Source organism: Paracoccus sp. JM45, from assembly GCF_003590715.1.
In the GTDB taxonomy this organism is placed as follows: Bacteria; Pseudomonadota; Alphaproteobacteria; order Rhodobacterales; family Rhodobacteraceae; genus Paracoccus.
Genome location: NZ_QQVY01000006.1, coordinates 24,771 through 39,861, shown reverse-complemented (window position 1 = coordinate 39,861; position 15,091 = coordinate 24,771). Strand labels below are relative to the sequence as shown.

Genomic DNA, 15,091 nt, shown 5'->3' with positions numbered 1-15,091 from the left:
TAAAGCACGTACATTCAGGACAGGGGCCGGATTTTTCCCAGATCCTGCGCCTGCCCTGACAATCCATGCGCCAAAGGCAACAGATCGGCCTGCAGGGCGTGATAGATATCAGGCTTGCCCTGAAACTGGGTCATGACCGGCAGATTGTCGGATCCGACCTCATGATGCCAGCCGCCGTTTTCGGCATCGACCAGATAGCTGGCCGCAAAGCCCCAGATCTTGCGATACCACCCTTCCAGTGCAGGCGTCGGGTCAAGTTTGATCAATGCAGCAAGCGCACCCAAAGCCTCGGTCACGGGCCACCAATAGCGGGCGGGGTTGTCGACCGTTCCGTCGCGGTGCAGGGTATAGGCGATGCCGCCCAGATCATCGTTCCAGGCATCAGCCAGCCCCCTTTCGACCAGCGCAAGCGCCTGCGCGGGGGCGTCACCGTCAGGACGGCCCGCAAGGTCCCACCATTGCAACAGCAACCGTGCCATTTCAAAGCTGTGACCGGGTGTTGTCCCTGCGGGGCGGAACATCGGATTGCCGGAATAGCTGTGGTCCGGCTGCCAGTCCTGATCGTAATGTTCGGGAATGCGCCAGCTATGCCTTGCCGCCTGTCCTGCAATAAAGAACTCCAGAATGCCGCCTGCGCGCGTCAGATAGGTGCTGTCGCCCGTCGCCTCATATGCGGCCAGCAGGGCTTCGGTGCCGTGCATATTGGCGTTCATGCCGCGATAGTTGGAAAACGGCTGCCAATTGCGGGTGAATTCATCGCGGAACAGGCCCGCTGCCTTGTCCCAGTAATGGCGGTCCAGCACATCGCTGATATCAGCCAGCAGACGGTCGGCATCCGGATGGCCCGCCATCTTCGCGCTAGAGGCTGCCAACAGCACAAAAACATGCCCATAGGCCAGCTTGGTCCCGTCAACAACGTCCTTGCCATCAACCGCCCACAGATAGCCGCCATGTTCCGTGTCGCGATGTCCGTTCCACAGGAACTGCATTCCTTGGTCGATGATACCCGCCCGATCCGGACGACCTGCCATCTGTGCCAGCGCATAGGAATGCACCAGCCGCGTTGTGCTGTGCAATTCCTGAACGCTGCTGGCCAAGGGACGGCCTTTAGGGTCCAGCCCCGCAAAGCCACCAGCCGGCCTGATACTGGCGTCAAAGAAATCCAGCGCCCGATGGGCATCCGCGGCCAGAAAAGCGCGATGATCCGCATTATCCAGCCAGATGCCCGTGCTGTTCTGCGATCCTGCCTGCATCATAATTCCCCCCTTAGCGTTTTCTAAGCGCATCGGCCAAAGCCGATCCGAATGCCCCCTGCGAGGGCGCGGCTTGCATCTGTTTCGGCGCCCTGCCCTGCGGCTTTTCAGCCTTGGGCACAGGCTGTCGGCCCCCGTCCTTACGCATTGTCAGGCCGATCCGTTTACGAGGCACATCCACCTCGGTCACGCGGACCTTGACGACATCGCCGGCTTTGACAACCTCATGCGGGTCTTTGACAAAGCGGTCGGCCAACTGGCTGACATGGACCAGTCCGTCCTGATGCACGCCGATATCGACAAAGGCCCCGAAGGCCGCGACATTGGTCACAGTGCCTTCCAGCAACATGCCTGCGCGCAAATCCTTGATATCCTCGACCCCGTCCGCAAAGCTTGCGGTGACAAAGCCCGGACGCGGGTCACGGCCCGGCTTTTCCAGTTCCGACAGGATGTCGCGCACGGTGGGCAGGCCAAAGCTGGCATCGACGAAATCCTCGGCTCGCACGGATTTCAGGGCGCCACTGTCCCCCATCAGCGACCGCAGATCGCGACCGCAGGCGGCCACGATCTTGCGGGCAACGCCATAAGCCTCGGGGTGGACGGAGGAGGCGTCAAGCGGTTCTGTCCCGCCGGTAATCCGCAAAAAGCCCGCGCATTGTTCGAAGGCCCGCGGGCCAAGGCCGGTGACCTTCTTCAATGCCGCACGGGTCTTGAACGCCCCTTGGGCATCACGATGCGCCACGACCGATTGCGCCAGTGACGGCCCCAGCCCCGCGACATGGGCCAACAAGGGCGCGGATGCGGTGTTCAGATCGACGCCAACGGCGTTCACAGCGTCTTCGACCACAGCCTCTAAGCTTTTGGCAAGCTGGCGTTGGTCCACGTCATGCTGGTATTGCCCGACACCGATGGATTGCGCGGGCACTTTGACCAGTTCGGCCAAGGGGTCCTGCAAACGCCGCGCGATGGACACCGCACCACGGATCGACACATCCAGATCGGGAAATTCCTTGGCCGCCAGTTCGGATGCCGAATAGACCGAGGCACCGGCTTCGGACACGATCACCTTGGTCGGTGCCTTCATGCCTTTGGGCAAGCGTTTCAGCACATCCGCCACCAGACGTTCGCTTTCGCGGCTGGCGGTGCCGTTGCCAATGGCGATCAGGTCAACCCCGTGGCGGGTGATCAGCGACAGCAATGTCGCCTCGGCCCCGCGCAGGTCGTTTTTCGGCTGGAAAGGATAGATGGTGGCCGTATCGACCAGCTTGCCCGTCGCGTCGATCACCGCGATCTTGCAGCCGGTGCGGATGCCCGGATCAATCCCCAGCGTCGTGCGTGCCCCCGCAGGGGCGGCCAGCAGCAGGTCACGCAGGTTGCGGGCGAAGACGCGGATCGCCTCGTCATGGGCGCGTTTACGCAGGTCTGTCAGCAGGTCGATATACATGGTGTTCGACAGGCGCACGCGCCATGCCCATGCCGCGACACCGCGCAGCCAGTCCGCCCCCGCCCCGTCCGGCAGGTTGCCCAGACCACGCGCGACAATCCCTTCGGCGCGCGCGACGCCGGTTTCGGGTTCGGGTGAAATATCAATGGTGACAATTTCTTCCTTGGCCGCCCGCAGGATCGCCAACGCACGGTGGCCGGGAATATCGGACCATTTTTCGCGGTGGTCGAAATAGTCGCTGAACTTGGCGCCAGCTTCCTCTTTCCCCTTGGCGACGCGGGCGGCGATGAAGGCATCGCGCTGCATGAAGTCGCGCAAACTGCCCAGAACCTGTGCGTTTTCGGACAATTCCTCGACCAGAATATCACGGGCACCGGTCAGCGCGTCTTTCGGCGTGGCAACGGTTTCGGTGACAAAGCGCGGGGCAAGGTTGTCGGGATCGACCTTTGGGTCCGCCATAATGGCACGCAGCAGCGGCTCCAGCCCGTTTTCGCGCGCGATCATTGCTTTGGTGCGGCGCTTGGGCTTGAAGGGCAGATAGATGTCTTCCAGCGCCGATTTGGTATCAGCCTGTGTGATGGCGCGGGCCAGATCGTCGGTCAGCTTGCCCTGATCGCGGATCGACCCAAGGATAGAGGCACGGCGCGCCTCCATCTCTCGCAGATAGGACAGGCGCTCGGCCAGCGTCCGCAACTGGGTGTCGTCCAGCCCGCCCGTCACCTCTTTACGATAGCGGGCCACGAAGGGCACCGTGGCGCCCCCGTCCAGCAATTCGGCAGCAGATGTCACCTGCTTTGGTGTCGCCGAGATTTCATCGGCAATCTGGCGGGCGATGCGAAGGGCGGTGTCCATGAACTGGCCTTTGGTCGTGATCCTGAACCGCCGTTCTAGACCTTCGGATCGTCCCCGCCAAGCGGCGCATCGACCTGCAATTCCGGCAGGCGCAAAACCTCGGCGACTGAGGCTTTGCCCGCGGCGCTGTCACGCACCACCTGCCGCAATGCGGCTGACCGCTTTAACAGGCGGCGAAAGCCCGTTTCATCCAGCGCTAGCAGGCTGGTCGGCGTGATGGCGCGCACTTCCGCGCGGCGGATACGGCTAGTCAGAACGCCCATCTGGCCGAACATTTCGCCCCGACCCAGACGTGTTGTCTGGCCGGCCACCAGTTGTTCGACCGCCCCCGAGGCGACAAAGAACACCGTCCGCGCGGGTGTATCCTTGCGGGTAATCACATGGCCCGCATTGATGTAACGGGTCCGCACCTCTTTACTAAGGCGTTTCAGTTCGGCGTCGCCAAGATCGGCGAACAGCGGGAACTGCCGTACCAATTCATTCTTGCGCAAGGTCAGGTCCAGCTTGGGCCGCCGTTCCGAGGCGCTGCGCCGCTGGTCCAGATCATTCATCAGCTGTGTGTGCACCTCGGACCCGATCAGACCGTCGTCACGCATGGTGTTATATTCGCGTTCTTCCAAACGCAGGGCAGTCCGGCGGATAAATCGACGCTCCAGCTCCTCGGCATAGCCGGGGTATTGCAGGCGCAGACCTTCAAGGCCGGTTTCCACAGCCTCGATCCGGCGGTTCAGCAATTCGTGCAACAGTTCTGCCACGCGGCGGCCATGAATACGGCGGATGCGGCGGTCGATGAACCCGTGAAGGTCGCGCAAAATCAGACGCTTTGCCAGCAACATCTCGAACCGGTCGGCGGTCATGCCGGCCAATGGACCGGGAATGCCAAAGCGGTTGCGCAGGATCGCGGCCAGACGGAACGTCGGACCATATCCCAGACTGCTGCGCGAGGCGCGCTGATAGCCGGTGCGCCCCGTGCTGCGCGCGCCTTCGATCAAACGGTCTACATCGAACAGTGCCTGTTCGGACAGCCGCGCCGAAATCGCACGTTCGCGGAAACGTTGCAGGATCACCTCCCTTTCGTGGCCCGCAAGCGCGATCAGGCCAAGGGTAATGCGGTCGCGGTCAAGGATTTCGGCGTTATCTTCCGCCTCGGCCCGTTCCACAGCGGCGTCCAACCGCGCGGCGAAACGCTTGGCCTCGGACCGGACGGTTTCGCGCGTCAGATCATAGTTTTCAGTGGCCGAGGCAACGCCTTCACGCACCGTCTGCAAGGCCACGGCAACCACCTGATTGGACAAGGCACGATCCAGCGGCGACAGTTTGTCCAGCCCCAGAAGGCTGATCACCCCGCGCAGGGTTGTCCCCTGCACGATCAGTGTGAACAACGTAAAGCCGGTTGCCAGAATACCCACCAGACGCTTGGTTTCCACCGGCACGCGCAGGCTTTCGGTCACCGCCAGCGCCAGCGCCAGCGTCACCGCCCCGCGCAAACCGCCCCACATGATGGCAATGCGGTAAGGGCGCTGGATCTTGGGCGACAACCCCAGACGCGTCAGCAAGGGCAGCAATCCGAACAGGATGATCGCGCGGGCGACAAAGGCTGCAAGGATCACCACAACGACCAGCAGCAGATCCGCCAGCCTTACATCGCCCAACAGGCGCGGAATCAGCAGCGCGGCCAGAATAAAGATCAGCGCACCGGCCCAATGCGACAGCAGGCCCCAAACCTCTTTCAGGTTCATCCAGAAGGCGGGCGACAGACGGCCCGGACCCATGAAATTCAGCGTCAGACCGGCGGCCACGACGCCGATGACCCCCGATGCACCCAGCAGTTGTTCCGCGCCGATATAGGCCAGATAGGGCACCGCGACCGACACGGAAATCTGCGCCGTTTCGAACCGCGAAAACAGTCCCATCAGCATCAACGCCACCCGCGCCGAGAACCAGCCCGAAAAGATACCGCCGACAATCAGGCCGGGAAACTGGCCCAATGCCTCGGACAGGCTGGGGTTGGGAACGCCCAGCATCACATAGCTCATGAACAGGCCGAACAATGCGATGGCGGCGGCATCGTTCAGCAGGCTTTCGCCTTCGATAATGCGGGCAAGGCGCTTGGGGGCAGACAGCGACCGGAAGATGCTGACAACCGCAGATGGATCGGTGGTCGAGACAATCGACCCCAGCAACAGACAGACCATCAAGGGCAATCCACTAACCCATGACAGCGTATAACCGATGGTCAGGGTCGCCACGACCACCGCGACCACGGCCAGCGTCAGAATGGGCACCCAGTCATCCAGCATCCGCCGGATGTTCATTTCCAGTGTTGCCTGAAAGATCAGCGTAGGCAGGAAAACATACATGAAAACGCTGGACCTGATCGGCAGCGCAAGAATGCCTTCAGCCAATGGATTGAAGGCATCGGTCAATTCGGTGTTCAGCAGGAAAATCGCACCGCCGCCGATCAATGTTCCAACCGCCGCCAGCATTACGCTGAAGGGCAATGTCAATCGCGCGGCCAGCGGCTCGGCCGTGGCGATCAGCAGGAAAAGACAGGCGGTGAAGGTGGTCAGCAGTACAATATCCATGCCTTTGGGAATAAAGGCAGATGTCGTCGTTGGAAAGCCCGTCGCACGCCATATCTGGAAAGAACGCTGTCTTGTGATAGCGAATTGAGTGTTCACTAATTCCGGTGCTTGAAAAGCCATCGCGCCGCGCACAGCTGTCATCTTCGATGGTCACAAGACCATTATGATCAACAAGCCATGGAAAGGAGGACGCTATGTCCTCGATGTTTGAACCTTTGACGCTTGGCGCGGTGACGCTGAAAAACCGCGTTGTCATGTCGCCCCTGACCCGCAGCCGCAGCGGCGACGACCGTATCCCGAACGAAATGATGGCGGAATATTACGCACAACGCGCGGGTGCGGGGCTGATCATCTCGGAAGCGACCAGCGTGACGCCAATGGGTGTGGGCTATGCCGCCACCCCCGGCATCTGGAACAAAGAACAGGCAGATGCCTGGTCGCATGTCACCAAGGCCGTGCATGATCGCGATGGCAAGATCGTCCTGCAGTTGTGGCATGTCGGACGGATTTCCGACCCGGAATTTCTGGACGGTAAGGCACCTGTCGCACCTTCGGCCATTGCCGCAGAGGGCCATGTCAGCCTGCTGCGTCCCATGCGCCCCTATCCGACGCCCCGCGCGCTGGAAACAGATGAAGTCGTCGAGGTCGTCGAAGCCTATCGCAATGCCGCAAAACTGGCCAAGGACGCCGGCTTTGACGGTGTCGAACTGCATGCCGCGAACGGTTATCTGATCGACCAGTTCTTGCAGGACAGCACCAACAAGCGCAGCGACCGATACGGTGGCTCGATGGAAAACCGTGCCCGTCTGCTGATGGAAATCACGGATGCCGTCAGCGAGGTTTGGGGACCAGACCGCGTCGGTGTCCATCTGTCGCCCCGCACCGATGCGCATGACATGGGTGATACCGACCCCAAGACCCTGTTCACCTATGTTGCGGATCAGCTGAAACAGCGGAAGATCGCATTCATCTGTCTGCGCGAATACGTTGCCGAAGACAGCCTGATGGGCGATATCCGTGCCGCCTTTGGCGGACCGGTCATCGCAAACGAGGGGCTGACGAAAGAACTGGCCGATACACTTCTGGCCGAAGACAAGGCCGATGCGGTCGCATTCGGGCGTGATTATATCGCGACGCCGGATCTGGCTGAACGTTTCCGCGATGGTCTGCCGCTGAACGAACATAACAGCGCGACATTCTATGCCGGTGGTGCAGAAGGCTATACTGATTATCCGGTCCATACCGGCGTTGCTGCCGAATAATCATTGATAATGGAAAAGGTCGGGCGATTGCCCGACCTTTTTGACTTACATGCGATCGCGGCTGCTGTCATCCGGACGACCGCCGCTTGGAAATGACGACACGGATACCATCTTATCGGCATCAAAGCCCAAGGTGGCCAGCTCTCGGCTGGTATAAACCTCACCTGCGCGGCGTTCGACCTGCACGGTATTGGTTGCGCGGAAATCGTTCATTGCGGGCTTGTCACCCATGTTTTCTGCGGCGGCGGGGACAGCTACGAAGGCGGTCAGGGCGGCGGCGATATATGCGAAACGGGTCATCTGTATTCTCCTGTCATCGGATAAGTTTTCTTAGCGTCTGACCATAGACACGAGCCTGATGACGGATCTGATGCAGCATACACGAAACCGTGATTAAATTTCGTGCGCGATTGTTTATGACGCAAATGAATATTCTATCCAACCGATGCGAAAAGGGCGGCCCTGATGGGTCGCCCTTTCATTCCCGACAATACTGCTGTGATTAGCAGCTGTAATACATCGCGTATTCGATGGGGTGCGGCGTATGCTCATAGGCATAAACCTCTTCCCATTTCAGGGCCATGTAGCCTTCCAGCTGGTCACGGGTGAACACGTCACCTGCCAACAGGAAGTCCATATCCTTGTCCAGTTCTTCCAGCGCTTCGCGCAGCGAACCGCAAACGGTCGGGATTTCAGCCAGTTCTTCCGGCGGCAGATCGTAAAGATCCTTGTCGGAAGCGGCACCCGGATCGATCTTGTTCTTGATGCCGTCAAGGCCAGCCATCAACAGTGCAGCAAAGCACAGATACGGGTTGGCTGCGGGATCAGGGAAGCGGGCTTCGACGCGCTTGGCTTTGGGCGATTCCGTCCACGGAATACGGACACAGCCCGAACGGTTGCGTGCCGAGAACGCGCGCAGAACCGGGGCTTCGAAGCCGGGGATCAGACGCTTGTAGCTGTTGGTCGACGGGTTCGTCAGGGCGTTCAGCGCCTTGGCGTGCTTCAGGATACCACCAATGAACCACAGGGCTTCCTGCGACAGATCAGCATATTTGTCGCCCGCGAACAGCGGCTTGCCGTCTTTCCAGATCGACATGTTGACGTGCATCCCAGACCCGTTGTCGCCCTTCATGGGCTTGGGCATGAAGGTCGCCGTCTTGCCATAGGCATGGGCCACGTTGTGGATGACGTATTTGTACTTCTGGATGTTGTCGGCCTGTTCGGTCAACTTTCCGAAGATCAGCCCCAGCTCGTGCTGCGCGCTGGCAACCTCGTGGTGGTGCTTGTCGACCTTCATGCCCATGCGCTTCATCGTCGTCAGCATTTCGCTGCGGATGTCCTGCGAGGCGTCGGTCGGGTTGACCGGGAAATAACCGCCCTTATGGGCTGCGCGATGGCCGGTGTTGCCCATCTCGTATTCGGTGTCGGTGTTCCATGCGGCGTCGGCTGCGTCGATCTGGAACGCGACCTTCTGCGGCGTCACGGAATAACGCACATCGTCGAACAGGAAGAATTCCGCTTCCGGACCGAAGAATGCGGTGTCACCGATCCCCGAGGATTTCAGATAGGCCTCGGCCTTTTCTGCGGTTCCGCGCGGATCGCGGCTGTAAGGCTCGTTCGTGTCAGGTTCGACAACGTTGCAATGCACGCAAAGCGTCTTTTCGGCATAGAACGGATCGATATAGACCGAGGCCGGATCGAGGATCAGTTTCATGTCCGACTGGTCGATCGACTTCCAGCCCGCGATCGAGCTGCCGTCAAACATGAAGCCTTCTTCGAAGAAGTCTTCGTCCACCAGATCACGATCCAGCGTCACATGCTGAAGCTTACCCTTGGGATCGGTGAAACGAACGTCGACATAGGCGACATCTTCGTCTTCGATCAGCTTCAAGACATCCTTGATTTCCATCTCTTCCCTTTCTTCGTGGTAACGGCCCGGCGGCATTTTTCAAACTGGCCGGGCCGAGAGATTCTGGTTGTTTACCCTGCTGCGATCAGACCGCGTCGTCGCCGGTTTCACCGGTGCGGATACGGATGGCCTGTTCGACCGGCAGAACAAAAATCTTGCCGTCACCGATTTTTTCGGTGCGGGCTGCGCCCACGATCGCTTCGACGGCGGCTTCGACCTGATCGTCGGGCAGCACCATCTCGATCTTCACCTTGGGCAGGAAATCGACAACGTATTCAGCGCCGCGATACAATTCGGTATGCCCTTTTTGACGTCCAAAGCCTTTGACTTCGGTGACGGAAAGGCCCTGCACGCCAACTTCTTGCAACGCTTCCTTCACATCGTCCAGCTTGAACGGCTTGATGATCGCCTCGATCTTCTTCATCGCTCTGATCCTTCCTCGCGGCTTGCCTGAAGCTTGATTGGCGCGTTTGTATGATGGCGTAAATGCAGCAGCATGATCTTGGAAGAGCGGAAACGCTTTGTCGCCCCATACTGCGTATAATTCGTGCATAATGACTAAATTATAGGCATAAACAATGCTCCATACCGTCGAAGTTCTTACCCCCGCCCAAATGCGCGCCACCGAGGACGCAGCCATCGCCAGCGGTGCTGTGACCGGCGCATCCCTGATGGAGGATGCGGGAAAAGCCGTTGCAGACCGGATAAGACTTCGCTGGCCGGTTCCCGGACAGGCAACCATCCTTTGCGGACCGGGCAACAATGGCGGTGATGGATATGTCATCGCGCATCATCTGCATCGCGTGGGCTGGAAGCTGCATGTTTTGGGGATGCATACCAAAGCAGCAGGTGACGCTGCTACCTTTGCAAAGCGCTGGTTGCAATCAGGACCCGTTCTGCCGCTAGAGTTGTCCAATTTGCAGCAGGGTCCGCAAAGCGATGTCTATGTCGATGCCATTTTCGGCACCGGACTGCCCCGCGCCCCTTCCGAAGATATAGCAGCGATCCTGCATCATCTGGCCGACAATGTCGCCGATCGCATCGTGGCGGTGGATTGCCCCAGCGGCCTGAACCTGACCAGTGGAAAGATACTTGCGCGTTGCTACGCAGCGATGACCGTCGCCTTTGACAGCCCCAAGCCCGGCCATCTGACCGCCGATGGCCCTGCAGTATGCGGAAAGCTGGTGATCCATGATCTGGGCCTGCAAGCATGGCGTCAGATTGCCCACCCTTGCATCACCGCCGCCGGACCTGCGCTGGCAGGGTCTGACAAGTTGGACACCGCATGGCTGTCCAAACGCGACAGCAGAGGGCATAAATTCACCCACGGGTCAGCTGTTATTATTGCGGGGGATTCAGGCAAAGGCGGCGCTGCCCGCTTGTCGGCGCGTGCGGCCTTGCGGGTCGGCGCAGGGCTGGTCACAATCTGCCCGACATCGCAGGCTATGCCGGAACATACCGGCCAGCCGGACGCACTGATGCGCAAACCTCTGGATAATGCTACAGAACTGACCGATCTGCTAAAGGATGACCGCATCGGCGCGCTGTGCATTGGACCGGGCTGTGGCATTGCGCGCGCGGCCCAGTTGCTGCCCGCATTGCTGTTGTCGGGCAAACCCGCTGTTCTGGATGCAGATGCGCTAACTGCGCTTGCAGGCGACCCGTCCCTGAAGACGCATGCCGGTTGCATCCTGACCCCGCATATGGGTGAATTCACCCGATTGTTCCCCGATCTGTCCAGCCGGCTCTCTGAAGGAAACACTATCATCTTGCCCGAAGCTGCCCGACGGGCCGGTGGGGTTGTTCTGCTGAAAGGCCCTGACACCGTGATTGCCGATCCATTGGGGCGGGTGCATATCCATTCCGCCTTTGACATCCCATGGCTTGCCACAGCGGGCGCAGGCGATGTGCTGTCCGGAATTATCACGGGTTTGCTGGCACGCGGCCAATCGCCCTTTGACGCAGCATGTATGGGGGTGACCCTGCATGCGGCTGCGGCGCGGCGCTTTGGCCCCGGTCTGATCGCGGATGATCTGCCCGAAATCCTGCCCGCAATAATTAATTCGAAATAGATGATTTTCCCTCTCGCACTTCAGAAAATGCTTTGCTAGAAGCCGCCAGACGCGGGTATGGCGAAATTGGCAGACGCACCAGATTTAGGTTCTGGCGCCGCAAGGCGTGGGGGTTCAAGTCCCTCTACCCGCACCATATTGTTCAACGACAATCGAATATGTGCAGCGCAACCGCCGTATGCTTGCGGACGTTGGGCCAATGCCATCAACTTCTTTCATGAATGGCACCCTACTGCGTTCCAGGGCTTGATCCGCTGCGCAGATTTCGCGATAACCGCCAGATATCAGGTCGAGGAATATCCTTATGCTCGTGCGCATCTATCAACCCGCCCGCAACGCTATGCAATCGGGCATGTCCAAGACAACAGGCTGGGTGCTGGAATTCCCGCATGCAGATGCGCGTGAAGTTGACCCCCTGATGGGCTGGACAAGCAGCAATGATACCCAAAGTCAGGTTCGCCTGCGGTTCGACAGCTGCAAACATGCAGAAGATTATGCCCGCGAACATGGTCTGGAATATGTGGTCCAGCAGCCGCAAAAGCGCGGTTTGAACATCCGCCCCCGTGGCTATGGCGAAAACTTTGCCACCGACCGTCGGGTGCCCTGGACCCACTGAACACTGACAAATGCCACCATTTCGACGGAATGGTGGCATCTTTGTTTGTCCCGCATTTCAGGCCATATCAACCTGTCGCGGGTTGGTCCAGAATCAGGTTCAGGTCCCGCATCTGATCCATTGTCAGAATATTGATATCCTCGGGCGGGGTACGCAGGGCCAGTGGCATCAGGCGCAGATCCACACCCATTTGCACGAGATAATCCATGACACTTGCCTGCGCGCGCTGAACATCAGCAACCGCCATAAAAGCAGGCAGAATCGTGTTTTTGCCAAAGTAATGCTGATGGACGCCGACAATACCGCCATCTGCAACCTGACGCAGGGTCCCGCCTGCAAGGATATAGGGACAGGCGGACAGGCAGACCGCGCCATCCTCGATGCGTGTTGCATAGCTGGCCGAGCGGATTGTGCGGCCAATCGCCAAAGCATCCGAGACTGATCCACCCGAACTGTCCAGCATCACCTGCGACGCCTGTGGCCGGCTTCGTTCCAGCCATTCGACAAAGCGGTCAGCGTCGCCCGGGGCGATCTGGCCGGTGATCCGGATGGTGTCGTCTTCCTCCTCGAACTCTAGCGCGCTTGGCATGGGACGCATGGCCGGTGTATCAGGGCGGGACGGGTCCGAGGGCCGCAGGTCAGGGCGATAGGGCCGGACATTTGGTCCTTCTGTGGCGGGGTTAAACAGGCCCGGCGCCGGATTGCCCGGTGCACGCATCAGATCGACGCCGACAATCGCCAGCCCCATCACCACCTGAGAGACAAGCACCGCGCGGATCACCCGTTGAGGAGAGGAGAACAGCCCCACCCCTAATCCACTCTGTCCTTGGGATCATCATGCGTAACATCCGGCTTCGTATCAGCGCGATACAGCAGGTCCGATGCCACAAGTGCTGCGCGCAATTCACCGACTGTCATACGATCGTCTGTATGCCCCTCGCCCCGTCCGGAACGGATGGCGGCCTGAACAACCATGATGATAAAGACCAGAACCGCCGGAAGAAGGTCAATGGAAATTGCACCTGCCCATGCCGGAACGAAGTTCCCTGCATAGACGATCACCGCATCTGCCGCCGACATGGGCGTGTAAAGCGCATCGTCAGGGGCAGGCAGTCCGATGACGGCCCCTGCCGCATCGTTCAGGGTCTGGGCGCGTTGTGCAACAAGGGTCAGGACCGAATTGATGGTGCTGGACTGCCCTGCCCGCGTTTCGGCGGTCGATCCGTCCAGTTCCGGCAGAACCACCGCATCCGACAGATCCTGCGCCGCGCGGGATACCAGTGGCGCGGGGTTCAGCTGGCGCAACTGTGTGATCAACCCTGCCAGTTCGACAGCATCTTCGGAAAATCGGACCGTCCGATCCTCTAGCGGGCCGGGCTCAACGGAAATGCCGCGCATTTGCGACAGGATCGTATTTCCTTGGGTAAAGGTCTGTGCAATCGGATCCTCGGTCTGGGTCAGCTGTTCTTCCAGCGCCAGCAATTCGGCGCTTTTCTGGGTCAGGACACGGAAGACCGCCCCGCGTCCCGAAAAGCCGGACAGGGTGCCGCCAGCCTCTTGTTCGGACAGATCCTGAAAGGACTGACGCACACGGGCGACATCGCGAACCAGCGATTGTCCGGCCACTGCATTGGCATGCGCCCGCTCAAGCGAGGTTTGGTAATGCTGCACCGTCTTGGCCATATGCGTTTCAACGGCAGCCCCGCCCGCCAGGGCGGCGGCGTTCAGCCATGACGACATGGCAACAATCGCAACAGCCCCCAACGCCATGGTCAACAAAAGCCCCACCCGCGACGCTGCGGAACGGACCGCGGGCAGCAGGCGCAGAAGATAGGACCAGAAGACGAAAATTCCCACTGACACCGCGATGGAATAGGCCAGCGCTGCAAATGTCGTCCACATTCCCGGATCATCCAGCAGCGTCCGCACGCCCAGATAGGTATAGATGCCCGATGCCGCCGACAGTACGCCAAGCGCAGTCGAGGTAAAGCTGTCCAGCCAGTCCAGATGACGCTCCAGCTCTCGGGCATAGCGGTCACCGGCGCGGTCGGTATTGGATCGGGAATTGGGCATGCATGCTCCGATGGGTGGATGTGGTAATGCCTGTTAACCTGAAAACGGGAACTCTCTCAGCCCCTGCATCGTCACAACTGCGTCAGGGCTGACGGGGTTGTTCCTGATTGCGGGTCGGAACCGTCACGCTTTCCAGCACCATCTGTTCACCACCCGACCGCGTGATGGCAAGACGCGTCCGGTCCAGCACCCTGATCGAGCCGCGCCCGATGGCCACGATCCCCTCGGCCCGCAGCTGCGCCAATGTGCGGTTCGCCGTCTGGCGTGAACATCCGGCAAATGCTGCCAGTTCGGTCTGGCTGATCTGGACCGAGGGACTGTTGTCGCTGGTCATTCCCAACAGATGGATACGCAGGCGATCCTCGGCTGCATAGAACATGGCAACGGTTTGCTGGCGGTTGTCCCGACACAGGCGGTTGTGGAAAATACCCGCAAAATTACGCAAGATCATATCAGCGGACATATGGCGCAGAACCAGCGCCGCATCGAACAGCATGACTGTCGTATCAGGTAAAGTCGTGCAAGTCGCAGCGCAAGGCAGGCCGGAAAACTGCTCGACCTCGCCCAGAACCTCACCGGCGCGGGCTAGATGGGCAAGGATGCGGTTGCCGTTAATGTCGATGAAACTGACCTCGATCCGCCCCGCCAGAATAAGATAGCCCCATCGCGCGGCTTCGCCCTGACGCAGCAATTCTGTGGGACGGCGCAGGTGCTGGACCGTCGTTTCGTTCAGCAGCATCGCCATCTGCGCACGCGACATGCCGTGAAACAATGCGGGATCACATTTTTCGATAACACTCAACCAGTCGATATTGCCGGCACAACGCCTCCAGTCAGAGGCGGGCACCGCAGGCTTTCCTTGGTTGATCGCATCGATCACGCGCGAACCTCTCAGAATTATCGACTTTTCGAATATAGACTGAAGATCGTTCAGATATACAAGAAATAGCCGGATTATTCGAGCGTGAAATACGCATGCCAGCACTGATCAGGAAGTAAAACGTGGCACGGGTAATAAAAAACTA

The 15,091-nt window shown here is 59.7% G+C and carries 12 protein-coding genes and 1 tRNA gene; 4 read left to right on the top strand and 9 right to left on the bottom strand.

From position 1 onward, the window contains the following. Positions 1-14: 14 nt before the first annotated feature. From DWB67_RS10190 to DWB67_RS10180, 3 genes are read right to left on the bottom strand one after another with little or no spacing between them, the layout of a single operon-like run. Positions 15-1,253, bottom strand: coding sequence for an AGE family epimerase/isomerase (locus DWB67_RS10190; protein WP_255418632.1), 1,239 nt, complete (start codon positions 1,251-1,253; stop codon positions 15-17). Positions 1,254-1,266: 13 nt separating this feature from the next. Next, a complete protein-coding gene (locus DWB67_RS10185) occupies positions 1,267-3,549 on the bottom strand; it encodes a Tex family protein (protein ID WP_119807441.1) in 2,283 nt (760 codons plus the stop codon). 35 nt (positions 3,550-3,584) lie between these two features. Then, positions 3,585-6,134 (bottom strand): cation:proton antiporter, encoded by a 2,550-nt coding sequence (locus tag DWB67_RS10180; protein ID WP_119807440.1) that lies wholly within the window; start codon positions 6,132-6,134, stop codon positions 3,585-3,587. A 194-nt stretch (positions 6,135-6,328) separates the two neighbouring features. On the opposite strand from DWB67_RS10180, the gene DWB67_RS10175 reads away from it, so the two are divergent. Then, entirely contained in the window at positions 6,329-7,396 is a 1,068-nt protein-coding gene (locus DWB67_RS10175; RefSeq protein WP_119807439.1) for an alkene reductase, read from the top strand. 45 nt (positions 7,397-7,441) lie between these two features. Here DWB67_RS10175 and DWB67_RS10170 read toward each other — a convergent pair whose 3' ends face one another. From DWB67_RS10170 to DWB67_RS10160, 3 genes are all read right to left on the bottom strand, one after another. Next, positions 7,442-7,696: a hypothetical protein gene (locus tag DWB67_RS10170; protein WP_119807438.1), complete on the bottom strand. Its 255-nt coding sequence runs from the start codon at positions 7,694-7,696 to the stop codon at positions 7,442-7,444. A 202-nt stretch (positions 7,697-7,898) separates the two neighbouring features. Then, complete coding sequence (gene glnA, locus DWB67_RS10165) at positions 7,899-9,305, bottom strand: type I glutamate--ammonia ligase (RefSeq protein ID WP_119807437.1); 1,407 nt, start codon at positions 9,303-9,305, stop codon at positions 7,899-7,901. An 85-nt stretch (positions 9,306-9,390) separates the two neighbouring features. Continuing rightward, positions 9,391-9,729 carry a P-II family nitrogen regulator gene (locus tag DWB67_RS10160; RefSeq protein ID WP_022707998.1) on the bottom strand — a complete coding sequence of 113 codons (339 nt, stop codon included), beginning with the start codon at positions 9,727-9,729 and terminating at the stop codon, positions 9,391-9,393. Between the two features lie 154 nt (positions 9,730-9,883). On the opposite strand from DWB67_RS10160, the gene DWB67_RS10155 reads away from it, so the two are divergent. The 3 genes from DWB67_RS10155 (at position 9,884) to DWB67_RS10145 (ending at position 11,993) form a co-directional block, all read left to right on the top strand. Then, the gene (locus tag DWB67_RS10155) at positions 9,884-11,377 is read left to right on the top strand and encodes an NAD(P)H-hydrate dehydratase (RefSeq protein ID WP_119807436.1); all 1,494 of its coding nucleotides are present in this window, start codon (positions 9,884-9,886) and stop codon (positions 11,375-11,377) included. A gap of 51 nt (positions 11,378-11,428) precedes the next feature. Beyond that, positions 11,429-11,513 (top strand) — tRNA-Leu (locus DWB67_RS10150). 168 nt (positions 11,514-11,681) lie between these two features. Then, complete coding sequence (locus tag DWB67_RS10145; RefSeq protein WP_119807435.1) at positions 11,682-11,993, top strand: ETC complex I subunit; 312 nt, start codon at positions 11,682-11,684, stop codon at positions 11,991-11,993. A gap of 67 nt (positions 11,994-12,060) precedes the next feature. Here the strand turns inward: DWB67_RS10145 and DWB67_RS10140 are convergent, their stop codons facing one another. The 3 genes from DWB67_RS10140 to DWB67_RS10130 form a co-directional block, all read right to left on the bottom strand. Further along, complete coding sequence (locus DWB67_RS10140; protein WP_119807434.1) at positions 12,061-12,801, bottom strand: hypothetical protein; 741 nt, start codon at positions 12,799-12,801, stop codon at positions 12,061-12,063. A 2-nt stretch (positions 12,802-12,803) separates the two neighbouring features. Then, positions 12,804-14,066 (bottom strand): hypothetical protein, encoded by a 1,263-nt coding sequence (locus DWB67_RS10135; protein WP_255418631.1) that lies wholly within the window; start codon positions 14,064-14,066, stop codon positions 12,804-12,806. Positions 14,067-14,148: 82 nt separating this feature from the next. After that, positions 14,149-14,946, bottom strand: coding sequence for a Crp/Fnr family transcriptional regulator (locus DWB67_RS10130; RefSeq protein WP_119807433.1), 798 nt, complete (start codon positions 14,944-14,946; stop codon positions 14,149-14,151). Positions 14,947-15,091: the final 145 nt, after the last annotated feature.

What these genes read in the sequence shown, in the direction of transcription:
- DWB67_RS10145 (WP_119807435.1), top strand. Translation starts at nt 11,682, where the DNA reads ATGCTCGTGCGCATCTATCAACCCGCCCGCAACGCTATGCAATCGGGC.
- DWB67_RS10185 (WP_119807441.1), bottom strand. Translation starts at nt 3,549, where the DNA reads ATGGACACCGCCCTTCGCATCGCCCGCCAGATTGCCGATGAAATCTCG.
- glnA (WP_119807437.1), bottom strand. Translation starts at nt 9,305, where the DNA reads ATGGAAATCAAGGATGTCTTGAAGCTGATCGAAGACGAAGATGTCGCC.
- DWB67_RS10175 (WP_119807439.1), top strand. Translation starts at nt 6,329, where the DNA reads ATGTCCTCGATGTTTGAACCTTTGACGCTTGGCGCGGTGACGCTGAAA.
- DWB67_RS10160 (WP_022707998.1), bottom strand. Translation starts at nt 9,729, where the DNA reads ATGAAGAAGATCGAGGCGATCATCAAGCCGTTCAAGCTGGACGATGTG.
- DWB67_RS10135 (WP_255418631.1), bottom strand. Translation starts at nt 14,066, where the DNA reads ATGCCCAATTCCCGATCCAATACCGACCGCGCCGGTGACCGCTATGCC.
- DWB67_RS10190 (WP_255418632.1), bottom strand. Translation starts at nt 1,253, where the DNA reads ATGCAGGCAGGATCGCAGAACAGCACGGGCATCTGGCTGGATAATGCG.
- DWB67_RS10170 (WP_119807438.1), bottom strand. Translation starts at nt 7,696, where the DNA reads ATGACCCGTTTCGCATATATCGCCGCCGCCCTGACCGCCTTCGTAGCT.
- DWB67_RS10180 (WP_119807440.1), bottom strand. Translation starts at nt 6,134, where the DNA reads ATGGATATTGTACTGCTGACCACCTTCACCGCCTGTCTTTTCCTGCTG.
- DWB67_RS10155 (WP_119807436.1), top strand. Translation starts at nt 9,884, where the DNA reads ATGCTCCATACCGTCGAAGTTCTTACCCCCGCCCAAATGCGCGCCACC.